At 56.1% G+C, this 24717-nt stretch carries 20 protein-coding genes; 11 read left to right on the top strand and 9 right to left on the bottom strand.

What is annotated here, in order from left to right:
- Positions 1-4 precede the first annotated feature (4 nt).
- Positions 5-1300, bottom strand: coding sequence for a serine hydroxymethyltransferase (glyA, locus tag LNA76_RS00410; protein WP_094197464.1), 1296 nt, complete (start codon positions 1298-1300; stop codon positions 5-7).
- A gap of 663 nt (positions 1301-1963) precedes the next feature.
- Between glyA and LNA76_RS00405 the strand changes: the two genes are divergently transcribed.
- From LNA76_RS00405 to LNA76_RS00385, 5 genes are all read left to right on the top strand, one after another.
- A complete protein-coding gene (locus LNA76_RS00405) occupies positions 1964-2917 on the top strand; it encodes an AurF N-oxygenase family protein (RefSeq protein WP_094197465.1) in 954 nt (317 codons plus the stop codon).
- On the top strand, positions 2914-3966 hold the full coding sequence (locus LNA76_RS00400; protein WP_094197466.1) for a 2Fe-2S iron-sulfur cluster-binding protein: 1053 nt from the start codon (positions 2914-2916) through the stop codon (positions 3964-3966). Before LNA76_RS00405 ends, LNA76_RS00400 begins: the two co-directional genes overlap by 4 nt.
- A gap of 32 nt (positions 3967-3998) precedes the next feature.
- Positions 3999-4721 carry a glutamine amidotransferase gene (locus tag LNA76_RS00395; protein ID WP_094197467.1) on the top strand — a complete coding sequence of 241 codons (723 nt, stop codon included), beginning with the start codon at positions 3999-4001 and terminating at the stop codon, positions 4719-4721.
- On the top strand, positions 4718-5584 hold the full coding sequence (gene pdxK / locus LNA76_RS00390; protein WP_094197468.1) for a pyridoxine/pyridoxal/pyridoxamine kinase: 867 nt from the start codon (positions 4718-4720) through the stop codon (positions 5582-5584). The genes LNA76_RS00395 and pdxK overlap by 4 nt, the downstream gene beginning before the upstream one ends.
- 85 nt (positions 5585-5669) lie before the next feature.
- Entirely contained in the window at positions 5670-7661 is a 1992-nt protein-coding gene (locus LNA76_RS00385; protein ID WP_094197469.1) for a BCCT family transporter, read from the top strand.
- Here LNA76_RS00385 and soxR read toward each other — a convergent pair.
- Positions 7658-8134, bottom strand: coding sequence for a redox-sensitive transcriptional activator SoxR (soxR, locus tag LNA76_RS00380; RefSeq protein WP_094197470.1), 477 nt, complete (start codon positions 8132-8134; stop codon positions 7658-7660). The genes LNA76_RS00385 and soxR overlap by 4 nt on opposite strands.
- A 331-nt stretch (positions 8135-8465) precedes the next feature.
- Between soxR and LNA76_RS00375 the strand changes: the two genes are divergently transcribed.
- Genes LNA76_RS00375 through LNA76_RS00365 form a run of 3 tightly spaced genes read left to right on the top strand, consistent with a single transcriptional unit; the run spans position 8466 to position 14082 of the window.
- The gene (locus tag LNA76_RS00375) at positions 8466-9539 is read left to right on the top strand and encodes an efflux RND transporter periplasmic adaptor subunit (RefSeq protein ID WP_230017592.1); all 1074 of its coding nucleotides are present in this window, start codon (positions 8466-8468) and stop codon (positions 9537-9539) included.
- Positions 9536-12652 carry a MexW/MexI family multidrug efflux RND transporter permease subunit gene (locus tag LNA76_RS00370; protein ID WP_230017591.1) on the top strand — a complete coding sequence of 1039 codons (3117 nt, stop codon included), beginning with the start codon at positions 9536-9538 and terminating at the stop codon, positions 12650-12652. The genes LNA76_RS00375 and LNA76_RS00370 overlap by 4 nt, the downstream gene beginning before the upstream one ends.
- Positions 12649-14082, top strand: a complete 1434-nt coding sequence (locus LNA76_RS00365; RefSeq protein ID WP_230017590.1) for an efflux transporter outer membrane subunit — start codon at positions 12649-12651, stop codon at positions 14080-14082. The genes LNA76_RS00370 and LNA76_RS00365 overlap by 4 nt, the downstream gene beginning before the upstream one ends.
- Positions 14083-14084: 2 nt before the next feature.
- Here the strand turns inward: LNA76_RS00365 and LNA76_RS00360 are convergent, their stop codons facing one another.
- The 4 genes from LNA76_RS00360 to LNA76_RS00345 form a co-directional block, all read right to left on the bottom strand.
- Entirely contained in the window at positions 14085-14504 is a 420-nt protein-coding gene (locus LNA76_RS00360) for a hypothetical protein (protein WP_230017589.1), read from the bottom strand.
- A gap of 54 nt (positions 14505-14558) precedes the next feature.
- Positions 14559-15248: an ANTAR domain-containing response regulator gene (locus tag LNA76_RS00355; RefSeq protein ID WP_094197475.1), complete on the bottom strand. Its 690-nt coding sequence runs from the start codon at positions 15246-15248 to the stop codon at positions 14559-14561.
- A gap of 3 nt (positions 15249-15251) precedes the next feature.
- On the bottom strand, positions 15252-16427 hold the full coding sequence (locus tag LNA76_RS00350; protein ID WP_094197476.1) for a transporter substrate-binding domain-containing protein: 1176 nt from the start codon (positions 16425-16427) through the stop codon (positions 15252-15254).
- 111 nt (positions 16428-16538) lie between these two features.
- Positions 16539-17021: an AmiS/UreI family transporter gene (locus tag LNA76_RS00345; RefSeq protein ID WP_094197477.1), complete on the bottom strand. Its 483-nt coding sequence runs from the start codon at positions 17019-17021 to the stop codon at positions 16539-16541.
- Between the two features lie 676 nt (positions 17022-17697).
- Here LNA76_RS00345 and LNA76_RS00340 point away from each other — a divergent pair.
- The gene (locus tag LNA76_RS00340) at positions 17698-18558 is read left to right on the top strand and encodes a DMT family transporter (protein WP_230017587.1); all 861 of its coding nucleotides are present in this window, start codon (positions 17698-17700) and stop codon (positions 18556-18558) included.
- Between the two features lie 1093 nt (positions 18559-19651).
- Here LNA76_RS00340 and LNA76_RS00335 read toward each other — a convergent pair.
- From LNA76_RS00335 to LNA76_RS00325, 3 genes are read right to left on the bottom strand one after another with little or no spacing between them, the layout of a single operon-like run.
- Positions 19652-20242 (bottom strand): c-type cytochrome, encoded by a 591-nt coding sequence (locus tag LNA76_RS00335; protein WP_108727849.1) that lies wholly within the window; start codon positions 20240-20242, stop codon positions 19652-19654.
- Positions 20239-20847 carry a cbb3-type cytochrome c oxidase subunit II gene (locus LNA76_RS00330; protein ID WP_094197481.1) on the bottom strand — a complete coding sequence of 203 codons (609 nt, stop codon included), beginning with the start codon at positions 20845-20847 and terminating at the stop codon, positions 20239-20241. The genes LNA76_RS00335 and LNA76_RS00330 overlap by 4 nt, the downstream gene beginning before the upstream one ends.
- A 4-nt stretch (positions 20848-20851) precedes the next feature.
- Positions 20852-22504, bottom strand: coding sequence for a cbb3-type cytochrome c oxidase subunit I (locus tag LNA76_RS00325; RefSeq protein ID WP_108727850.1), 1653 nt, complete (start codon positions 22502-22504; stop codon positions 20852-20854).
- Positions 22505-22737: 233 nt separating this feature from the next.
- Between LNA76_RS00325 and LNA76_RS00320 the strand changes: the two genes are divergently transcribed.
- Both LNA76_RS00320 and LNA76_RS00315 read left to right on the top strand, forming a co-directional pair.
- Entirely contained in the window at positions 22738-24162 is a 1425-nt protein-coding gene (locus tag LNA76_RS00320) for an aminotransferase-like domain-containing protein (protein ID WP_125277657.1), read from the top strand.
- 118 nt (positions 24163-24280) lie between these two features.
- A complete protein-coding gene (locus tag LNA76_RS00315) occupies positions 24281-24706 on the top strand; it encodes a lipocalin-like domain-containing protein (RefSeq protein ID WP_230017586.1) in 426 nt (141 codons plus the stop codon).
- The last annotated feature ends 11 nt before the right edge of the window (positions 24707-24717 follow it).

The raw sequence follows: 24717 nt of genomic DNA, 5'->3' as shown, positions 1-24717 counted from the left end.
GGTATCAGTACATCAAGGGGTATCGTCGATTCAGGTCGGCGACCCCTTCCAGAATGGCATTTTCGGTACGTGGGTTGCGTGAGCCACTACGCACACCGCCCAGCAAAGCCAGAATCATGTCGCCAATTTCTTTGAAATCATCCTCACCTAAACCACGAGTGGTACAAGCAGCACTACCTACGCGCACGCCCGAATACGCCGCATTGTCTTGCTCATAAGGCACCCGGTGTTTGCTCAAACTAATGCCTAGCTGAGCCAGCACCCGCTCCACCAAAGGGCCAGACAAATCCCAGGGGCGCAGGTCCACCACACCAAAATGACAGTCTGTTCCCCCCGACACCACCGTCAACCCGCCCTCGGACAAGCGGCGGCACAAGCTGCGAGCGTTATTGATGACGGACTGGGCGTAGGCTTTATAGGACGGGCTCATCGCCTCACCCAAAGCCACCGCCTTGGCAGCCATAATGTTCAGCAAGGGTCCGCCTTGCAAGCCTGGATACACGGCCTGGCTCAAGCGCTCGGCCAACTTGGGTTCATTGCTCAGGATAATGCCGCCACGCGGACCCCGTAATGTGCCGTGTGTGGAAAAAGTAGTGACGTGTGCATGTTTGACCGGCGAGTCCATCAAACCCGCTGCGACCAGGCCCGCACTATGCGCCAAATCCACCATCAGATAGGCATTGACCTCGTTAGCGATATCTCTGAATTGGGCAAAGTTCGGGGTTCGTGCATAAGACGAGCCCCCGGCAATTATCAGCCTTGGACGCTCCTTGTGCGCCAGGGCACGCACTTCATCCATATCCACCCACTGGGTCTGACGATCTACTCCATACGAACAGGTCTGAAACCAACGGCCCGATACATTGAAATGCGAACCATGGCTAAGATGGCCACCCGCGCTTTGATCCAGCGCCAAAATAGTATCCCCAGGTGAGAGCAAGGCCAGGTATACCGCCAGATTGGCCTGGCTGCCTGAGTGCGCCTGCACATTGGCATAGGATGCCCCAAAGACCGCTTTGGCCCGTTCGATAGCCAGCTCTTCAGTCTGATCCGCTTGTTCGCACCCGCCGTAGATCCGCTGTCCTGGATAGCCCTGCGCCTGCTTGTTGCTAAGCAAGGAGCCTTGCACATCCAAAACGGCTCGACTCAGGTAGTTCTCGGAAGCGATCAATTCAATGGTGTGTTGTTGCCGACCCCGCTCGGCTTCGATGATGTCCCAAAGATTGCGATCACTTTGCTGTAGAAATTGCGAACCCACCAGAGGCTGGTGGGGGGTGTCGCCACCGGCAAGACTCTTCATGGGAGTTCCTGTTCAAAGATTGGCTACTTTTACAACCGTGGCTGCTTTTCAGGCACGAGAGAAAAACTCAACCCTGGCCTGATGGCTCCAAGGGCGAAAGATACACATCCTATTCTGTTTATCAAGTTATTAAGCAGTCCAATAAAATTTTATTCACCAGACCACTTTTTATTATTGTTATTTAAATAAACATTTAAAGCATAAATAATTAAAAACCCTCTGAAACACAGCCAGAAAGCCAATCCCGATCATTCTTATCAAGAATTAAAACGGGATTTTATTTTCTGCTTTTAAGTGGTCTGTTAAATGATCTTGAAATGGTCTGTCATTTATTGTCATAGGATCATTAGAATGCAGCCAACGAATACTCAACAGCCATACTTCTATTCGCTCAAACAGATTATCACTCTTTTTAATCTGCAAACGACAGAAACATCCCCAGTTCCCCACAACCACAGGAAACGCCATTGCTTTAACGGCAGTTCAACCATGCTGATCCCCAAGACTTGAGAGACTCGATGACGGGTTTTTTTGGGCCTTGCTCATAAGGACCGGCAAATCCTTTTAAGCCTGCGGATTTCCATTTGGAAATAGAGATAGGCGAAATACAGAAACGACCTGTTCATTTCGAACAGATCGCAATCAACAGCAAGGAAGTTTGAAATGACAATCAAAAGCTACGAAACTGATGACGCCGTACGTAATATGCTGCAAAAGCTGTCTGTACTTTGGAAAAACCGGGCCGCTGTCAATCAGGAACTGCCGGACTACAACAATCTGGCGTTCGACCCCAGCAAGGCGGATTTCAGCGAATGCCTTTTGCCTTTCCGTGAGCATCAGGCCTGGTTGGAAGCCCCCGAGGAATTAAAATCGCAGTGCTTGTCCTATGCCTGGGGTATTTACAACCTTAAAACCATTTACGTTGAATGCAACGTGGTTACCCCTTCTTGCGAAGACATCATCAAAACGCCGCCCCCAAGCTCCAATCGCAATCTGCTGCAAGATGTCATGTCCCAAGCCTTGTTGGACGAGGCCCTGCACACCCGCATGTCGATCATGGCGTGCAACTACATCTATTCCATGCGCGGCCTGCAGCCGCTGGACTTCACCAACTTCAACCTGGTGCAGTGGCGCAATGACATCCTGAGCCAGTGCAGCTCCGAATCCGAACGTCGCCTGACCCGCTTTGCCATTGCCTGCGCGTCCGAGACCCTGATTACCGACTACCTGAAAACCATGGCCGAGGACAAGAGCATCCAGACCGTGTGCCATGAAGTCACTCGCACCCATGCCATGGACGAATGGAGCCACTCCAGCGTGTTCAGCTTTGTCGCTTCGGACATCATTCACGGCCTGAGCCAGAAAGAGCGTGAACACATGCGTGCCATTATTTTGCGCACCGTGGAAATGTTCGCCAACAATGAAATGGGCGCCTGGGAAAAAGTGTTCTCCATGGTGAACTTCCCCAATGCTCGCGACATCCTGCACGATACGGGCGACTCCAACGAGATTGGCGTGTACACCGGTTCGGTTGAAAGCCTGATCGAGCGCATTGGCTTGAACAGCAAATCGGGGCAGGCACAGGCCCAAGCCGAGCAACAGGAGGCGCTGCAATGACAGCCACGATTCAGGCGCGCTGCGAGACCGTTCGCCCCGAGGCCGGAAACGTCAAAGTGTTCACCTTGCGCGTTCAAAGTAAACACTTCGATTTTCTGAGCGCCTTGCGGGCGGGCAAGCATGTCGCCCTGAGCTACCCCGATACCGGCGGCACCATTCAACAGCGTATGTACTCGATCACCCGTATGGCTGATCCAGACCTGATTGAAATTGCCGTAAAAGGTTCGGGCCGCAATAGTGTCTCCGATCATTTGCACGCCACCTTGCGTGAGGGCATGAGCGTGCCCCTGCAATATGTGGCGGGTGATATTTCGGTGGACTCTATTGTGGGTTATGAGCGTATCGCCATGATCGCAGGCGGCATTGGCATTACCCTGCCCATTGCCTTGCTGCGTGAGTTGGCGGCGCGAGCCCAGGATGGCTTGCCAGTACCACAAGTACATTTGCTGCTCAGTATTGCTCGTATTGCCGACATCCCCTTCTTGCACGAACTGCTGCAGCTGGATCTGAGCACCAGCTGGTTCACACTGACGGTGTTTGTCACGCAAGAAAAAATCCGCGAAAGCGCGCATTTCAAAGTGGGACGTCCCTCCTTTGAGAACATGGAGCAGTTGAAAGACCCGCAGGCTGTTGTGATTTGCGGCAGTCATGGCTTTGCCCAGGCCTTGCGCGAATACACGATTCAAGCGCATCCCATCTCGCATATGTTGATTGAAGCTTTTTCCCCGCCTGCCAAGTCCGGTGTGGAAATCCTGCCTGAAGCAGGCAGCGCTCCCTTGCAAATCAATGTACGCAGCACAGGGCAGACGCTCTCACCCGAACCCGGCAGTAGTTTGCTGGAAATGCTGGAAGCGGCCGATGTTCCTATCCGCAGTCAGTGTCGTTCAGGAATTTGTGGTGCTTGTCGGGTACAGATCTCGGAGGGCGAATACCGCTCTGAACCGGACTTTTGCCTCAGCGACCAGGACAAGGCGCAAGGTCATGCTCTGGCATGTTGCACCTTCCCCCTATCGGGCGCCATGAATGTAGACATTGGTACCACGAGCTGACATCCTTACCATCTGAATTAAAAGAACCCCCTATGAAGAAAGTCATCGCACTGCGTCATATCCATTTTGAGGACTTGGGCACACTGGAACCTGTTCTGATCGAGCAGGGCTACCAAGTTCAATACATTGACCCTTCCGTCGAGTCACTGCGCCACGTGGGTGAACAGGACGCTGACCTGCTGGTTGTATTGGGCGGGCCAATCGGCGCCTACGACGAAAAGATTTACCCATTTCTCTCCGATGAGCTGGAGCTGATCAACAAATTCCTGCTGGCTGGCAAACCCTTGCTGGGCATTTGTCTGGGCGCACAACTGATTGCGCGTGCCCTGGGAGCCAATGTGTATCCACTGGGTGTGAAAGAAATCGGTTTCTCTCCCTTGAAACTGACTGATGCGGGCAAAGAATCGCCCCTGTCCGCAGTTAGCGGTATTCCTGTCCTGCACTGGCACGGGGATCAGTTCGATATTCCTGACGGTGCCATTCACCTGGCCAGCACGGATGTGGGCCCCAACCAGGCCTTCTCCTTTGGAACCCAGGTATTGGGCCTGCAATTTCACTTGGAAGCCGACACCAGCAAGCTGGAGCGCTGGCTGGTTGGTCATGCCAACGAACTGGGCCAAGCGGATATCGACCCGCAAATGCTGCGTCTGGAAGCCATGGCGGTACAAAAGCGCCTACACGCCGCTGCCGCTACGGTCCTGACCGACTGGCTCAGCCAACTTAAACAAACCAGTTCCGCTGATTGTGCTGCATGAACACTGCTGTAACGTTTGTTGATCGTGAACGACATCCCTACCATGTGGATGTCGTTTCGATTCAGTCCCAAGTCGTCTACGGTCGGGTGGGCAACAATGTTGCCGGCCCGACTTTGCGTAGACACGGTTTTAAAGTAGCCGCCGTTCCCACCGTGTTGCTTAGCAACAACCCGCAATACCCCACGGTGCACGGCGGTGCTGTACCCGATGAGTGGCTAGAAGGCTTTCTGAACGATCTGGTCTTGCGCGGTGCGCTGGACAAGGTGCGCGCTGTGCTGATCGGTTATCTGGGCAGCGCCAATCAGGCCATTATCATTGCGCGCTGGTTAAAAGCGCTACTGCAAGAGCACCCCGACATTCTGGTCATTGTGGACCCGGTCATTGGCGATCTGGACGTAGGCGTCTATGTAGACCCGGCTCTGATCCCCGTCTATCACCAGACCTTATTGCCGCTGGCTACGGGCTTGACACCCAATAACTACGAGTTGTCCTTACTGTCTCAACAGTCTTGTGACAGTATTCAGGCCAGCTCAAGCGCGGCTCACGGCCTGTTGAATGGCCGTACCGAATGGGTCATTGCCACCAGTGCCGCCCCCGAATCCTGGCAAGATGGCCAGATCAAATTATTAATGTCTCGCAAAGAACCACGTGCCGACACGCTGCTTAGCCATCCACGCGTCGACTGTGCGGCCAAAGGCACCGGCGATCTGTTTGCCGCCACCTTGTTGGCTCACCTGATATTGGGCGCAGACCTGCATTCTGCTGTGCATACAGCCAGTGCCAATGTGCTGCACCAGTTGGAGTTGACACGGCAGGCCGGACATCAGGAATTAATTTTGCCCATAGATCCTTTCCGAGCCTGAGCAAATATTTCTTAATCTAACAAGACTTTCAACTGTCAGCCGTTCTCGTTAAGCTGTGCCCTCTTAGTTACAAACGGAGCATGACATGGGGCTGCCTTTTAGAAGCACGCTACATCCACGGGTGTTCTGGGGATCTACCTTTATCGTCCTGATTTTCTTGCTGATCGGGATCATTTTCCCTAAAGACGCCGCGCTTATTTTTGAACAGTTGCAAGACTGGGTCATCAAAAGCTTCGGCTGGTTCTACATCCTTGCCGTCGCCTTATTTTTCTTTGCGGTGGTTTATCTGGCCTTAAGCCGCTATGGCAATTTGAAATTAGGGCCCGATGACTCTGAGCCTGACTACCCTTACCTGACCTGGATGGCCATGCTGTTTGCCGCCGGCATGGGTATTGGCTTGATGTTTTTTGCCGTGGCCGAGCCGCTGCAACACTTCTCGGCCCCCCCTTCAGGGCTGGCTAGTACAACCACGTCAGCCCATCAGGCACAGATCATCACCTTCTTTCACTGGGGGGTGCATGCCTGGGCGGTCTATGCCGTGGTCGGGCTATCACTGGCTTACTTTTGTTTTCGTTACAACCTACCACTGACGATTCGCTCGGGCCTATACCCTCTGTTTGGCAAGCGCATCGAGGGTTGGATTGGCGACAGCGTTGATATTTTTGCTGTCTGCGGCACCTTGTTTGGTATTGCCACCTCCATGGGTCTCGGTGTTTTACAGATCAACGCAGGGCTTGAATACCTGTTTGGCTGGCCTCAAGAGACCTGGTTACAGATCGCACTCATTACCGGTGTCACCGCCTTGGCGACCTTATCGGTGATCAGTGGTCTGGATGTGGGCATTCGGCGCCTTTCCGAACTGAACCTGCTGGTAGCCGTGTGTCTGATGCTGTTTGTGCTGACTGTCGGCCCCACCTCCTTTTTAATGAATGCTTTTGTACAGAATATTGGCGGATATCTGGATAACTTTTTCGCTCGCTCATTCAGTACACAAGCATTCCGAGAGCAAACCTGGATGAAAGCCTGGACCCTGTTTTACTGGGCCTGGTGGATTGCGTGGTCGCCCTTTGTCGGCATGTTCATCGCCCGCATCTCGCGCGGTCGTACCGTGCGCGAATTCGTCCTGGGGGTCTTGCTGGTTCCAACCGTGTTCACCTTTTTCTGGATGACCGTATTTGGCAACACAGCTATTTTCCTGGATATGGGAGTTGCCGCTGGCCAGCTGGCTCAAGATGCAGCCAATAACGCCTCTGTGGCCTTGTTCGAGTTTTTTGAATACCTGCCCTGGCCTGGTGTCACCTCGGCTCTGGCGGTACTGCTGGTTACCATTTTCTTTATCACATCAGCAGACTCCGGCTCCCTGGTGATCGACACACTGGCAGCCGGTGGCGTAGAAGACGCTCCTGTATGGCAACGGATTTACTGGTGCACGCTGGAAGGTGTCGCCGCTGCCTTGCTTTTGTTGGCCGGTGGTCTCACCGCGCTGCAAACTGTCACTTTGGTCAGTGCCCTACCTTTTGCTGTGATCGTCTTTTTGCTGATACTGGGACTGTTCAAAGGCATGAAAGCGGATATGTCACGTATGCGTCGCCAAAGCCCCATGTCCGGCCCAGCACCAGGCTCGGAAGTGTCCTGGCGTCATCGGCTCTCGACCATCTTGCACACGCCCAATCGACGGGATGCTCGTCGCTTTATGGGCGCGACCGTTATCCCTGCGCTGCAGGCGGTGGCCGACGAACTAGGTAAGCGCAATCTGAATGTCAGCCTGGAAACCAGCGATCAAGATACCGCTCAACTGACGATTCAGGCGGATAACCAGCGCAACTTCGTCTATGGCGTGGAACTGCGTGCCCGTCGAGTTGCCAGCTTTACGGCAGCAGCCGCCCGTAACGAGCAGGCACATCCTCAGGAATGGCAGATACGCACCGTGTTTGCGGACGGCAGTCGGGGTTATGACTTGATGGGTTTGTCCTCCAGCCAGGTCATTAACGATATCCTGAACCACTTCGAGCGCTATCAGGCCTTGGTCACCTCCGAGGCGACCGCTCTGTACGCACAGTCGCCCGACCCGACCTAAACCTCTGATCCGGCCTCCAGCTTTCTTTCCAGAATCTGGGGGCCGGGCCCTTGCTGGCCCAGGATATCGGCCGGATTACGCAAGGGACATTCACTCATGGACAAGCACCCACAGCCAATGCAGTGGGTCAGCTCATCGCGCAATCGCGTCAACTGCTCAATCCGATCATTCAAACTGTCTTGCCAGCGGCTGGACATGGCCCGCCATTGTTTGCTGGACGGTCTGCTACCCGGTGGCAAACCCTGCAAGGCCTCGTGAATTTCCTCCAAAGGAATTCCGGTACGCTGCGCCACTTTAATGATCGCTATGTAGCGTAAAACCACCGAATCAAAGCGACGCTGGTTACCACTATTACGGGTACTGGCAATCAAACCTTTCGCCTCGTAAAAATGCACCGTGGACACGGGCACGCCACTGCGCCTGGCCACCTCTCCCACCGTCAGCGCACGCGTGAAATCCACTGTTTTCGCCATTTCCACCCCCTTGACCTAAAGTTAACTTGAGGTTTTATAGTCCAGGTACCTAATTAAGGCAAGCCATATCGGCTGCCTCTTTATTGTCACAGGAACCTGCCATGCCTCCCCTCATTTGGACTATGTTTGCCGGACCTCTGTCATGGTTTCGGCAGTCCGTGCTTGGCCAGAGCACAATCAACACTGCCCTGGCAACCCAAGCCCGCAAGCCGCTTGCAGCAGCCATCCATTTCAAGCCCGAAGACTGGTCACAAAGCGATCAGCGATTCGGCTGGACGCTTCCGAACAGACAGCCCCTGTGGCTCTCTTGCCCAACAGGAGGTCCAGCAGCATGAGTTCGCGTCGTACTTGGATCATGATTCCCATTGTGGCCGGCGTATTGGCCATAGGCTGGCGTTTGCTGCCAGCCTCACAAGAAGTTCAAGCAGCAGGCGGCTATCCCCCTGCCGTTGTCGAATTGGCCAGCGTCAAGTCCCAAACCGCCCCTCGTCTTTTACATGCCGTCGGTGCACTGGAAGCCTGGCAGCAAGTGTCGCTGAGCGCAGAGACCAGTGGTCGTATTCGCAAGATTGATTTCACCTCCGGACAGCACGTCAAAGCCGGCCAGCCTCTGGTCTTGCTTAATGACGAACTGGAGCAAGCCAGCGTGCGCCGCGAGCAGGCGCAAGTCAAACAGACCGCTATTCAACTGACGCGGGTGCGCAAGTTAAAAGAACAGCAAGCCGCAACCCAGGAGCAACTGGATCAGGCCCAGGCTGATCACGCGGTAGCCCTGGCTCAACTGCAATATCAACGTGCTGAGCTGGCCTTGAAGCAGATTACCGCTCCCTTCTCGGGCCGCATCGGTATCACCAGCCTGCACCAGGGCCACTACCTGCAACCTGACCAAGCTATTGCCAGTCTGGTCGATGACAGCCAATTGCGCGTAAACCTGACGGTGCCCGAGCAAAATCTGTCTGATTTAAGCGTGGGCCAGACCTTGCTGGTGCAAGTTGACGCCTGGCCAGGTGAAAACTTCCAGGCTGAAATCAGCGCTGTCGATCCTTTGATCGGTGATTCGCGCACGGTGCGCCTGCAAGCCCTACTACCCAATCCAGGTAATCGCCTCAAAGCGGGAATGTACGCCCGCGCTCAATTAAAACGCCCCGCCGAAGCCCCCGTACTGACCGTGCCCGAAACCGCACTGACCTACACCGCTTACGGCCAGACCGTGTTTGTGGCCTCCCCCAAGGACCAAGGTCTGTGGCAGGTCAAGCGTGTAGCCGTACAAACCGGCGAGCAGTGGGATGAGCATGTCGAGATCCTTGAGGGCCTGAAAGAAGGCGACAAGGTGGTCAGCGCCGGTCAGATCAAGATTCAGGACGGCTCCACGGTACAGACCGCCAAGGACAAGGAGCCCGTATGAACACCGCCTCCCGTCCCGGTTTTACCGACTTGTTCGTGCGTCGGCCGGTTCTTGCCCTGGTGGTCAGTGCCTTGCTCCTGATGTTGGGTCTGTTCTCTCTGGACAAGCTGCCCATCCGGCAGTATCCCCTGCTGGAGAACTCCACCATCACGATTACCACCGAGTACCCCGGCGCCTCTGCACAGCTGATGCAAGGCTTTGTCACCCAACCTATCGCCCAGGCACTGGCCTCGGTGGAAGGGGTGGATTATCTGTCCTCCCACTCCGTGCAAAGTCGCAGTGTCGTGACCTTGCGCATGGAGCTGAACCGCGACTCCACCCAGGCACTGACCGAAGTCATGAGCAAGGTCAGCCAGGTGCGCTATCGCCTGCCTGAAGGCGCTTATGACCCGGTTGTGGAGCGCTCCTCCGGGGACTCCACCGCCGTGGCCTATGTGGGCTTTTCCACGACGTCGATCTCCATCCCGGAGCTGAACGACTATCTGTCCCGCGTGGTGGAACCCATGTTCTCCACCATTGATGGCGTCGCGAAGATCCAGACCTTTGGCGGCCAAAAACTGGCCATGCGACTCTGGCTGGATTCGGACCGCATGGCTGGCTATGGCCTGACTGCTGCCGATATTGCCCAGGCTGTACGCGCCAACAACTATCAGGCCGCTCCCGGCATGGTCAAAGGCCAGCATGTCTTGAGCAACATCCAACTCAACTCGGACCTGACCAGCGTGGCCGAGTTCCAGGACCTGATCGTGCGCGAAGACGGCACCTCTTTGGTACGACTGCGCGACATAGGCAAGGTGGAACTGGGGGCAGCGGCAACTGAAACCAGTGCCTTGATGGATGGCCTGCCCGCCATTCACCTGGGTTTGTTCCCCACTCCCGGCGGCAATCCCTTGCGCATTGTGGAAGGCATTCGAGATCGCCTGCCAGCCATTGAAGCGACCTTGCCACCCGGCGTAGAAGTGGCCCTGGCTTTTGAAACCGCCCGCTTCATTCAAGCCTCAATTGATGAAGTACTGAAGACCCTGACCGAAGCCATGATTATCGTGGTGCTGGTGATTTATCTGTGTCTGGGTTCCTTTCGCAGCGTGCTGATTCCGCTGGCTACCATTCCCTTGTCCATGCTGGGAGCCGCGGCCTTGATGCTGGCCTTTGGCTTCAGCATCAACTTGCTGACCTTGCTGGCCATGGTGCTGGCTATTGGTCTGGTCGTGGACGACGCGATTGTGGTGGTTGAAAACGTACACCGTCACATCGCTGCGGGTCGCTCGCCCGTGGTGGCAGCCTTGCTGGGCGCGCGTGAAGTGGCCGGCCCTGTGATCGCCATGACCCTGACGCTGGCTGCGGTTTATGCCCCGATTGGTCTGATGGGTGGTCTGACTGGGGCACTGTTCAAAGAGTTTGCCCTGACCCTGGCCGGTGCGGTGCTGGTATCCGGCGTGGTGGCCCTGACCTTGTCCCCGGTGATGAGTTCTTTGCTGCTGCCCTCGCAGCAAGATGAAGGCCGCATGGCCCATCTGGCAGAGAGCTTCTTTGGTGGCCTGTCGGCCCGCTATGGCCACTTGCTGGCCCGCTCCTTGCGTCATCGCTGGATTACCGGCGCGGTCGCCTTGCTGGTCTTTATCAGCCTGCCCGTGCTCTATCAAATGACGCACAGTGAACTGGCTCCCATTGAGGATCAGGCCAGCGTGCTGACAGCCGTGAAAGCTCCGCAAAATGCCAACCTGGCCTATGCCGAGCGCGACGGCAAGCTGCTGGATGACACGTATCGTGAAGTGGCCGAAACCGAAAGCACCTGGTTGATTGTGGGGACAGACGGCCCGGCCGCCAGCTTTGGCGGGATCAACCTGAAGGACTGGAGCAAGCGCGACCGCGATGCCAGCGCCGTACAGGGCGAACTGCAAGGACGCGTCAGCGCGATTCCCGGCAGCAGCATCTTTGCTTTCCAGCTTGCCCCCCTGCCCGGCTCCAGCGGCGGGCTGCCGGTACAACTGGTACTGCGCAGTCCCGGCGACTACCGCACGGTATACGACACGATGGAATGGGTGAAGCAGCAAGCCCGTGAAAGTGGCTTGTTCGTTGTAGTGGATAGCGACCTGGACTACAACAAGCCCGTTTCCCGCGTGGAAATTGACCGCAGCAAAGCCGCCAGCATGGGCATCAGCCTGCGTGATATTGCCGACTCTTTGGCTGTACTGGTGGGCGAGAACTACCTGAACCGCTTCTCGCTGGATGGCCGCTCGTACGACGTCATTCCGCAAAGCCAGCGTGAACTGCGCCTGACGGCTCAAGCCCTGACACGCCAGTTTGTACGCAGTGCCAATGGCGAGCTGGTGCCCTTGTCGACCATGGTCCAAATTCACAGCGAAGTAGAACCGAACAGCCTGCGCCAATTCAACCAGCAAAACTCGGCCACGCTGCAAGCCATTCCCGCTCCGGGCGTGACGCTGGGACAAGCGGTGGGCTATCTGGACGACATCGCCCGGCAATTGCCGGCAGGCTTTACGCATGACTGGCAATCCGAATCGCGCCAATTTACCCAGGAAAGTCAGTCTCTGGTGTGGGCTTTCCTGGCCGCACTGGTGGTGATTTATCTGGTGCTGGCCGCGCAGTACGAAAGCCTGGTGGACCCCATCATCATTTTGGTCACCGTCCCCTTGTCTCTATGCGGTGCCCTGCTGCCTTTGGCCCTGGGATTAGGCACGCTCAACATCTACACCCAGATAGGCCTGTTAACGCTGGTTGGTCTTATCAGCAAGCACGGCATCTTGATGGTGGAGTTTGCCAATGAACTGCAATTCAAAGAGGGCCTGAAAAAGCCCGAAGCCATCTTGCAAGCCGCCCGCATTCGTTTGCGCCCTGTGCTGATGACAACCGGAGCCATGGTCTTTGGTCTGGTGCCTCTTCTGTTTGCCTCCGGTGCGGGTGCTAACAGCCGCTTTGGTCTGGGTGTGGTGCTGGTCTCGGGCATGTTGATTGGCACGGTCTTCACTCTGTTTATCCTGCCGACTTTGTATACCTTGCTGGCGCGTGATCACGCCCATCAAGCAGACACCCCACGGGCGCGCGATTTGGCTCAGGCCCTGCGCCCTTCGACTGGAGAACACTCATCATGACGCCACCATTATCAAACAGGCTCGCGCCTGTGGCGCGTGCTCTGCGACTGGTGATCCCCAGCCTGATCCTGAGCGGTTGTGCCGTGGGACTGGACACCTCCATTCCCACCGCCCCAAGCTTGGCCGACACCAACTGGAACAGCCAGTTCGCTCAAACCACCGAACAAGGCGAAAACTGGTGGACCTTGCTGCAAGACCCGCAACTGGACGCCCTGATTGCCAAGGCCCTGGATCACAATCTGGATATTGCCCAGGCACAGGCCCGCTGGCGGGCCTCCCGCGCCCTGATCGACGAGCGCCAGCACGACCGCCTGCCGGCCGTCACGGCCCACGCCAGCTACAACCGTAGCGGTTCACAGTTTGCCGCAGCAGACGGTTCCATTGACCACGGCATTAGCGAAAACTGGCGCCTGGGCATGCAGGCCACGTGGGAGATTGATCTGTTCGGTCGTCTGGAACAATTAGCCCGCTCTGCCCAGGCTCGCAGCGAGGCCAGTGCAGATCAATTGGATCTGACTCGCCAGGCCATTGCCGCTGAACTGGCGCGTCAATATGTGCAAGCACAGGGTTTGCAACGACGACTGGCTCTGGCAGAGGACGATGTACGCAGTTGGGAACAAACCATCAAGCTGGTGCAGGCTGGTGTGTCGTTGGGCCGGGAACTGCCGGAGAATCTGGACAATGCCCAGGCGGGTCTGGAACGAGCCAAAACCCTGGTGCCTCAACTGCGCAGCGATCTGGAGCTGGCTCGTTTGCGTATCCAGGTGCTAAGCGGCGGACAAGCCGAGAGTATTGATACGCCGCTGCCTAGCGCCAAGGCACCTTTGGCCGCCTCCCTGCCTTTGGGGGACGTCAACGCCATGCTGTTCAACCGGCCTGACGTACGTGCCGCTCGACAGGAAATCCTGGCCAGTTCGCACGAAGTGGCCGCCGCCACCGCCGAGCTGTACCCCCGTCTGGATCTGGCTGGCTTTATCGGCTTCTTTGCTCTGAGGGGTAGCGACCTAGGCCATGCTGCCCGCGCCTTCGATGTTTCACCCGCCATGCAATGGCCTGCCCTGCGCTTGGGTCATGCCAGAGCGCGCTTGCGTGGCATGGAAGCCGTGGCTGATGAATCACGCCTGCACTATCAACAAGTGCTGCTGCAAGCTCAGGAAGAAATTCAGGGCTCTTTGCAAAGGCTGACTCAACATCAGGAGAGCCTGCTTAGCCTGACACGGGCGGCGTCACACCTGGAAAATGCCCATGAGCGCGCCTTGACGCGCTATGAAATAGGCGCTGGGGCCTATCAGCAAGTGTTGGAAAATCAGCGCAGCCTGAACCAGACCCGGCAAGAGCTGGCAATGGCGGAAACCGGCTCGTACCTGAATGTGATTGCCTTGTATCAGGCTTTGGGTTGGGGAGTAGCGGCACCGAGTCCGACAAAGTAGTTTCAGCTTTGATTGGCTTGGGGGTGGTCTGTCTCATAGATGGGCCGCCCCTTTTCTATTTGTGCGTCCGCCTGTCGCAGAAACTCGGATAGATTCGCAATCTTGCTTTGCATCAGCCGCTCCAGCCGCTTCCCACCAAACCACAGCAAGGCGCAGCAAAAAAGCGTAATCGGCAATACATACCAGCGCAGCCAGACCGAAGCATCCAGCAGCCAGCCTGCAGCGGTAAAAATCACCACCAAGGTACAGGCAATCCCATTATTGCGCTTGGCTTTGAGCAGAAATTTACTCAAGTCCTGGTGACCACGCTCCAGAGTCTCTACTTGCTCGCTCAACTGATCACGGTCTTTTTTCAGCTGCGCCCAGGCGGCGCGCTGCTCCTGTGTCACCGGCCTGCCTGGTTCATGTTCCTGATTGCTCATTATCTCTACGCCTGCTCTCGCTACCCACAGCACATCAGACTAGCCAAAAAAGTGCTAATTCCCCAGCAAGGACGAACCTTTCTGCCCCAAAGACAGCACTTCACTGGCGTTCACAATGGCAATCGAAATATCTTCAATCGTGCTGCGTTTGTTCATGGCCTGCTCGCGGATCAGATCGTAGGCCTGATCTTCCGACACCTGATGGGTGCGCATCAAGATCGTCTTGGCCTGCGCTACATGCCGCTGCCCCAGCAGCTTGGTCTGCAACTTGCTGATCAGGCGACGCTGCTGGCGCAATTCCTTATGGTATTTGCGCGCCAGTACCACCGTGGACAACAAACCGAAAGAACGAATGGGCGAAGGCAGGATCGCCTGAATATTCAAATCCAGCACAGCGGAAACTATCGTGGGGTTTTCATAATTAACCACGGCAATCACTGTAGGGGCGTCTTCCTCGCAGACCCAGTCCAGGCGCAGGTGCAAGAGGTCCGGTTGCACGGCCAGAAATACCAGATCCGTTCCTGAAGGCAGGTTTTGCGTGGGCGGCCAGATGGTCTGGACCGAACACCCGATACGCTGCAGTTGCTGGGTCAGCAAGCGGCCATCGCTATCGTCCGGATGCATGACCACCATCGTCAATTGCCGCAGTTCCTTGAGCTGCGGCGAGGTGGCATGCGGAAAACGATTCCGCGTTCGCAAGGGCTTGTTTGCCGGCTCATCACCGTAGGAAGAGGAGTTGGCCACGCTTTATGTCTCCAAAGTATCCAGCTTGGCAGTCCAGTCGCCCAAAGAATGGGTGACCAGATAGGGGTCGGGTGAGACCGGGCGCGTTGCCTGGCGCACAATCACAAACTCGCCGTCGGCATTGATGCGTCCGATCCGAGGATAAAGCCATGTGTGGTGATTATTAGGATCGATCTTGATCCGCCCCTGAGGTGCATCCAGCTCGCTGCCCAGCAGGTAGGGCAGCAAATCCCCGATCGCATCGCTGGCGGATTGCCGATACGCATTGGCGAACAAATGCATCTGCGAATAAGCCGCTTCCCAACACAGATTAGGGTGGCAGTCGGCCCCGAAACGCTTGCGCAAACTGGCCAGGCAACGCGCATTGACGGCCGACTCGATGGATTGGAAGTACGGTGCAGCGGTAAAGTGCCCACAGGCAATATCGGCCCCCATCTGGGCGATCTCGGCCTCTGAGGTCGTCAGACTGGCAATGGGCATGGTCTGCGGATTGAAGCCCGCATTGGCATAGGCACGGTACAGATTGGCCGTGGAATCGCCCACCACGGTGGAGAAGATAAAGTCCGGCTGTTTCTGGCGTATATCTTGCATGATGCGGCTGTAATCGACCTCGCTGGCATCCAGGGGCAGATAGTGTTCACCCAGCACTTGGCTATCAGGATGCTGCATGACCAGCTCGCGCATGATGCGGTTGGACTCGTAGGGGTAGATGTAGTCCGAGCCAATCATATAGACCCGCGCGCCGAAATTGCTGGTCATGAAATGCGCTAGCTGCACACTGTTCTGATTGGGGGCGGCGCCGGTATAGATCACATTGCCGGAGAACTCGAAACCTTCGTACAGAGTGGGATAAAACAGCAGCTTGTTCCACTTCTCCACAATCGGGATCACAGCCTTGCGGCTGCTGGACATATAGCAACCAAAGATCACATTGACGCGATCCTGCACAATCAGCCGCTCGGCCTGTTCAGCGTATAAAGTGGGCTTGGACGCTGGGTCGTAGCACACTGCCACCAGCTCGCGCCCGAGCAGGCCACCGGCCTCGTTGATTTCCTCAATCGCCAGTTTGGCGCCCTGCCATTGCGACTGACCAATGGTAGAGGTCATGCCGGTTGCGGAATAAAGAACGCCGACGCGTACGGGTTCGTTGTGAGCCAAAGTCCATCTCCTGTCTAGCATGGTAGGGGTGCAGGTCAACGGACCTGCCAGTAAACACGACAAGCGAGCATCAGGTTACTCCAAAAAACGGCTTGAATCTGGCCCCCCACCACGCTTGCACCCCTATGAAAACTACCAGGCATCCATCAGGATCAGGGTCCCGGGCAACCAGCAAGTCAGCGCTCCGATCAGGACGGTGTACGCGGGCAAAATACGCAAGGACCGTCCCAGCCCCAGGGCCACAAAAAACAGGAACCACAGGCTGGACCACAAAAGCCACATGGCGATCAAACGCGGATCACTGGCAGATCCGGCAAAGGCCAAGGCACTGACGGCAACAAACAAGCAATACCAACCAAAGCCCGCCCCTTTCAGGCCATACCACTGCACCACGGCCAGATACAGGTAGGTAAAGGCAAACAGCAGCCCGCCGGCAGCGGCGAAATAATCCGCCATTTGCTCACCACGCTGCAGGCCCAGCAAATTGATGAACAAGGCCAACAAACCCACCAGTAAATTAAAGGGGGCCAGATCTCGACTTTCAATACGTCCAGTCAAACCCACGCCATTGACAATCAGCACAGCCCCAATAAAGAAAAGCGCAACACCCAACATGGCATAAGCCTCCAAAACAAGGTGACGATCCCGGCCTGGCTGGCACCAGAAACTCCTGGTGCTGCATGAGCTCCGTGTATCGCGATGGCGTATTGCCGGCAGGCATGGTCCGAATAGTTCGCAGCCTAATTACAAGGTCGAATTGATTTCAGGCAAACAAAAAAGCCCGGACCGGTTCAAACAATGAACCGGTCCGGGCTTCTTTGCCCAGCATCGGCGCTGGCAGCATTGGCAGCGGATGTCGTGTCTATTCGGAAATGTCTCAGCGATCTGAAATCGCGATCGATGCAATTCTTACATAGCCCGGACGATCGTCTGTACTAGCGATTACCCTAGCGGCTGACGATTGACGTACCAAATACATTTCATGCTAAAGTGCTCCATCGATTTAACGATCTGATTCTTATTTCATGAACCGCCCCGCATCCTCTTTGCTAAGCACTCTGCCCCTGTCGCGGGCCGCGTCGTTGCGGGCGGGCTCTCCCCCATCTGTCTTGCTGTTGACTGTCGTCGCCCCAGGCGTCGTCGATCAAGCCGCAGTCGTGTCCGACGTCGTCGTCGACACACGCGTCTACAGCGTCTGCTCCTAAGACCCTTTTTCTTTTCCTGCGCGGTTGATACGCCTGGAATGTCTTTGCAGACAAGTCTCATTTATTTAGACAGATAAAGAACGATCATGATTTCTTCTTCTCGCGCCCAAGGGGGTGCTATTGCCTTGTTCGTGCTGCTTTGGGGCAGCGCGGGTATTTTCACTCGTATCGGTTTGGACCATGGCTCGGTTATGGCCATGCTGATCCTGCGTTTTGCCATCGCCCTGCCTATGGTGGTTATGCTGGGGCACTTCAATGGCGGCTGGCTACCGCCCAAAGGGCAACGTCTGCTGCCGGCTATCAGCGGTTTGCTGATGATCGGGCTGTATTCCTTTTTCTATTTTGAAACTCTGGCCCAGGGAATCACGCCCGGTCTGCTGGCAACGATCCTGGGTGTACAACCGATTCTGACCTTGGCCTTGACCGAGCGGCGTTTTTCCCTGACCCGTGTAGCCGGTTTGGCCCTGTCGCTGACCGGGCTGATTCTGGTGGTGTATCAAAGCCTGATTGTCAGCCGTTTGTCCGTAACGGGTCTGGTGTTTGCCATTGCGGCTTTGTTAAGCATTACTGTCGGGACGATTGTTCAAAAGCGCCAGCCTGTGGGGGCTTTGCAGGGCATGCCTTTGCAATACTCTTTGTCTTTGGGCTTGTTTATTCTGGTGTCTCTGGGTTTGGGGCAAGACATCCGCTGGGAGAACACCTTGGGCTTTTGGGGGCCTGTTATTTGGCTTGGCCTGGTGATTTCCGTGCTGGCCCAGTTGCTGCTGTATCGCATGATTCGCAGCGGGAATCTGGTCAATGTCACTAGCCTGTTTTATCTGGTTCCTGTGGTGACAGCCGGATTGGATTTCCTGATTCTGGGCAATACCTTGGCGGCTCGCGCGGGGTTGGGACTGGTGGCTATCTTGGCGGGTCTGTGGCTGACATTACGGAAGAAGGCGGCGTAAGTCTGTTTTTAATAAGTGGGGTTTCACGGAGAGTTAAATCGGCCTTTGAATGATGAAAACGGTCTCCGTGAAGCCACCACTTGGGTCCCTCTACAGGGATTGGGCTGAGAACTTGTCGGTGCTGCGCACCGGTGCCCTTGTCAGGAGATAGCTACGGGCGCATCCTGAACTCGCCGGGTACTTGGTCCCCCGGACCAAGTACAAGCGTCCGGCTCAAACAGCAGGATGCTTGAACCTCTACGCTATCTCCTGACCGCGGCAAGTACTCTGATCCGCCCAATCCCTGTAGAGGGACCCAAGTGGTTCACAGTGATGCATATCCACGATTCAAGCTGGTTTGCTTCCAAGATCTAGATGCCCAAAGACAGATTTCAATGCCTGGTCTCTATTTTTAAGCGCAACCCTCAAAGCCCCCTCTAAAAGCCCCTGACTTACGTGTTCTCGCTACATACAAATAGATGCCAGTCATTAACGTGTGAGTACTGAAAGCATGCTGATCATCATTGATGATTGCTTTTGGGCTTTTTCAACTGGCCTCACTGCGCTCAATGGCAGTAGCCCTTCAATCCATCTCAACAACTTGGCCAACAACAAGCCCTAAGCCCACCAAGCGCCAAGCCAAGGAACTCTAAAAAGCCCCCTGTCTCCTATACAACCAGCACTTTCTCCCGCCACAAATCGGTTTTTCTATATTTCTCTGTTTTGAGCCGCTTGGGGGCCGGGGCCAGGGGGGTGGGCGATTCAGACTGCTTGCCGCAGGCGGTTCTGATATCCGGGATGCAAGCCCTGTGCTGCTTGAGCCCGACGCTTGTGATTGGTCCAGGGGACCAATCACCGGGCGAGTTCACAGGGCGCCCGGATATCAGAATCGACAAGGGCACCGATGCGCAGCATCGGCAAGTAGTCAAGCCCCCCCTGGACCCAGCCCCCAAGCGGCGTCCCCACACCGAGACACCCAACAAAAAAAACCGACATCTCCAACCCTGGGGTCGGGCGAGATATCGGTTCAAAAGCCGGGGGCCTGTTCCCGGCGGGCTACCGTTTCAAAACGTGCTTCTAATTATTAATTCCAGAAGAACTCATCCCAGCCGTCTCACTGCGCCGCAATCCAGTCCTGCAATTCCTTCTCCCCTTGCCAGGGTTGACTACGATCAGCACTGGCCGTGCGTGCCTGGGCAACCAGCTCGGGAGTGATAGCATCCACCTCATTTCCCCACTCATGGCGAATAAAGCTCAACACAGCCGCCAGCTCCGCATCACTGAATTGTTCTGCAAACGCAGGCATCGCCCCCTGATATTCCTGACCTTTCACCGTAATAGGCCCGGTAATCCCATGCAGCACCAATTGCGCCAGCACCTTGGGTTCTCCCTTCACCCATTCAGAGTCAGCCAAAGGCGGAAACACCCCTGACAAACCTTGTCCCGTCGCCTGGTGACACGCTACACAGGCATTGGCATACAACTGCTTGCCGTCCGCAGACGCACTGGCAGGAGCGGGAGCCAACACAGCCAACGGTCGTTGATCCCCCAGGCGAGGAGAGCTGTTAGGCTGAGCTGACACGATGTAATACACCGCCCAAGCCAGCAAAGCCAAAACCACCAGAATCACAACGCGCGGAACCGGGTTGTATTGCTCGTGAGGATCCGCATTCTCGCTTTGACGACTTTGCACAGGGCGACTCATTCCTCACCTCCCACTGCATCCGCACTCAAGATCGGATACACATGCTTGAGCGATTGCAAATACACCACCAGATCCAAGGCCTCCGGACGGGCCACCACCACCTTGCCCTCCGGTGCCACACCCGGCGGCAGACTCACGACGCGCTCATCGGGCTGCACCTGATCTGGACTCTTGGCTTCAAACAAGAAACGATAGGGAGGCATATTGCTACCCGGCGAGTATGCGCGTGGATCGTACAAATGGCCCAGATGCCAATCCTGACTAGGCTGACGCACGCCAATATTGAACAAATCCGGCCCGGTACGCATGGTGCCCAGCAAAGGCGGATCGTCGTAGTGATAATCCCCCGCGACCGAAGCGCGCCCCCAACCACGGCTGGCATCGGCTACACCCGCACCCGTGGTGCTGGGCTGCTGCGTGTGACAAGTAATGCAGCCATTGCCCCGATACACCGCCCGCCCCCGTATTTCCTGACTGGTATAGGGTGACAAGCCTTCCGGGGCAGGCTCGTCCTTCAGTTGCAAAAAGGGCACCACAATCATGGCCGCCGTTGCCAAGGACAAAGTCACCATGGACCCGATAATCAACTTCAATTCGTTTTCCATGACCTTAAACCTCCAGCTCAGCGATGCGGCGCACAGGAGCCGAGCGGGACTCGGTCAAGGCAAACGCACCCGACTTCACAATCATCAGCAATACGTGCAGGGCGAAAACCAGATGGCCCAGCGTCATCATGGCGCCGCCAATGGAACGACCTTGCAGCCACGGCATGGTGACCGCCACCGATTCCATAAAGCCACGCGCAGGATCCAGCAGGGCCAAGCCTTGCAGCACGCCACCAATGCTGAGCGTGATCATGTAGACAGCAAAACCAGCCACCACCAACCAGAAGTGCCAGGAGATCAAGGCGGGACGAGGCCAGGCGGTATTCAGAATGCGTGGCAAGGCAAAGTACACGCCACCAAAAATCACCATGGTCACAAAGCCGTACATACCCAGATGAGCGTGTGCCACCGTAAAGTGCGTAAAGTGAGTAATGGAGTTCAGCGAACGCAGCGCTTCAGCAGAACCTTGCAGAGACGCGACGGTGTACATCATGGCGCCAAAGACAATGAAACGCAGAACAGGCGAGTGACGCAGCGCACTGAAATGACCTTTCAGCGTCAAGTGCTGGTTAGCCGAAAAGGCCAGCACCGGAATCACCATCATCATGCTTTGAACGATGGACAGGGTAATCAGCCATTCAGGAATAGGACCACCAATCAGATGGTGCGCCCCCACCTGTCCGTAGAAAAACGCCAGCGTCCAGAATCCCAGCAGCGACAAGTTATAGGAGCGCACGGGCCGCCCGATGACTTTAGGCAGGAAATAGTAAATGGCGGCAATCGACATGGGGGTGTAGAACAAGCCCAATACGTTATGCCCGAACCACCAGTTCATGGTGGCTTGCTCCACCCCGAAGTGCACGCCAGGAACCTTGGCCACCAGATACAGAATGGGGAACCAGAACAGCGCCGCACCGATATACCAAACCGACACGTATAAGTGCTTGACCTTGCGTTGCGAGAGCATCAAGGCCAGCGGCATACCAATCATCATGCCGCCAAAGGCAAACAACACGCCAATTTGCCAAGGGATCTCCAGCCACTCCAGGCCCGCATTCAAGCCAATGGCCAGCGCGCCCATCCCAGCCACCAAGGCGGCGTTCCAGACCAGGCCGCCCACCATCACCAAACGGCCACCCAATAAGGGAGTTTGCAGCAAGCGCGGCAGCATCCAGATGGTCAGGCCCAGCAAGCCCATAGGCGCCCAACCATAGGCCACGCCGTTCAGGTGAATCGTGCGTAAACGGCCAAAGCTCAACCAGGACACATCCCCCAGAAACTCGGGCCAGTGCAGCTTCAAGGAGCTGATCAGCCCCGCAAACGAAGCCACCACCAGCCAGACCACCGCACAGACAATCAGCAAAAAAGCAGGCAAGGAACTGGAACGGTCAGCCTGCTCACGTGCAGCCATTTCAATGGCACTGGCTTGTTGGCCATGATTTTCTGCCAGATGGTCGGCAGCAGCCAGACTCAACGCCTGCCGTTGGGCATCACCGGCAGAGGGTTCTTCGGGCTGGCCGATTTCGCCCTTGTGAAAAATAGTGCGTGCACCACTGACGTCAGCATCGAACAGGCCCTTGCGCAAGGACCAGATAAAGGCAAAAAGCCCGGCAATCGACAGGATGAATGCGGCAAGCAAAAGCGCCGTCGGGTTCATGGTATTCCTCTGAGTAGATAGGCCCGCCGCCCACACGGGCACGGACGAAAACACCCGGCAAGGCTACCCGTCGGCACAGTGCATTCCAAGAATCAGTTAATGCTTAAAAAACCCTATCAGTTGGCTTGAAAGCCGTGTAAACCGCGACTTGCTTGTATTTACCGGCATACCCATCAGATAATAAAAAAACCACATTTATTAAAATTACCGTATCAGATGGAGCACAGAGCAGCATGAAACTGTACGAGACGCTGGCCAAGGAACTGGCCCAGGCCATTCTTGACGGCACCGTAGCGGCAGGCGAGCGCATGCCCTCTGTGCGTCAATTGATGGATAAGCACAAGATCAGTGCCTCGACGATTTTCCAGGCCTATTACCGACTGGAAGCACAAGGCTTAATCAAGGCGCGACCGCGTTCAGGCTATTACGTGTGCTCCAGTCTGGCTCCTCATACGCTGGAGGCAGATACAGCCTCCCAACCCCCTCTGCAAGCGACCAGCGTCAACAATAGCGACCTGATCATGGCGATCTTGCAATCCAGCTCCGAGCGCTCCGTAGCCCCCTTTGGATCCGCATTTCCCAGCCCCCTGCTCTTCCCTCTGGAACGGCTTGGGCGCTTCTTGTCCGCCAGTCTGAAACAGCAAGACCCTTGGGCCAGCGTGGATGACCTGACCCAGGGCCACGCTCCCTTGCGCCGCCAGATTGCCTTGCGTTACCTGGCTCAAGGCATGGCCATCAATGCCAACGATATTGTGATTACCAACGGGGCTCTGGAAGCACTGAACCTCTGTCTGGCTGCAGTGACTCAACCGGGTGACATTGTGCTGGTGGAGTCACCCACCTTTTATGCCGCCCTGCAATCGCTGGAACGCATGAAGCTGCAGGCCCTAGAAGTGCCCACCCACCCGCGTGAAGGCATTGATCTGGAAGCGCTGGAGCACGCCATCAAGCAACACGCCCCCAAAGCCTGCTGGCTGATGACCAATTTCCAGAATCCGCTGGGCAGCCTGATGCCCGACACTAAAAAAGCCCAACTGGTCGAGCTGCTGGCCCGCTATGAAATTCCCTTGATCGAGGACGATGTCTATGGCGAGTTGTACTTCGACACGGAACGCCCTCGTCCCGCCAAAGCCTTCGACCGTCAAGGTCTGGTGATGCACTGCTCCTCTTTTTCCAAAACCCTGGCACCCGGTTACCGCATCGGCTGGGCCGTCCCGGGACGCTATATACGCGAAGTCGCCCAAGCCAAGCTGACCACCACCCTGACCTCCCCCGTGCCCACGCAACTAGCCTTGGCCAGCTATCTGGAAAAAGGCGCGTACGACCAGCATCTGCGCCGTTTGCGTACCCAGTTAAAAAACCAGTATGCGCAGTTCTCCAAAGCCTTGGGACGCTACTTCCCCGCAGGCACGCGGGCCACCCGCCCCGAAGGCGGCTACTTCCTGTGGGTAGAACTGGAACAAAGCGTGCAGACCCTGGAATTACATCGTCAGGCCCTGTCCCAGGGCATCAGTCTGGCGCCGGGTTCCATCTTTTCAACCACCCAGAATTACAGCCATTGCCTGCGTCTTAACTTTGGCCACCCCTGGACAGAACACAGTGATCAGGCCTTGGAGATTCTGGGTAACTTATGCCGACCATTGCCACTTAAAAAGTAAAGGCACGTAGCGCCTGACGATAGAAAATAAAAATTGGCAGCTTATTGAATGACAAAAGAAAAGACAGCATGATCGCGCAGTTACACACGCAAGCACACTGTCTGTTCAGGAGTTTTTGATGGCCTACACCTTACGTAACAAGCTGATCGGTGTCTGGCAATTGCAGTCCTTTGAGTTTGTTCCAGCAGATGGCTCGCCCCGCTATCCGGGGCTGGGGCCCAACCCCATTGGTCAACTGATTTACACAGAAACAGGCCATATGGGGGCACAACTGGGCAGCAGCACCAGAACGGTACAGGACAGTTGTCAGTCCCTACTGGATACGTACCTGGCCTATGCAGGTACGTTTGAAGTAGACGAGGCGACCCAATGCGTCACCCACTTTGTTGATATGTCTCTGTACCCCGATTGGGTGGGCGTTCCCCAGCTACGCCTGGCACGCTTTACCCAAGACGCGCTGGAACTGTCTACCCGTGATCCCGTCGTGGTGGCTGGCAAACTAGGCGTGGGCACCTTGCTGTGGCACCGTGCCGAGCCGGTCTAAGCACACTGGTT

The sequence above is a fragment of the Alcaligenes sp. MMA genome (assembly GCF_020907215.1).
GTDB classification, from domain to species: domain Bacteria; phylum Pseudomonadota; class Gammaproteobacteria; order Burkholderiales; family Burkholderiaceae_B; genus Alcaligenes; species Alcaligenes aquatilis.
This window is presented reverse-complemented; position numbering and strand designations above follow the sequence as displayed.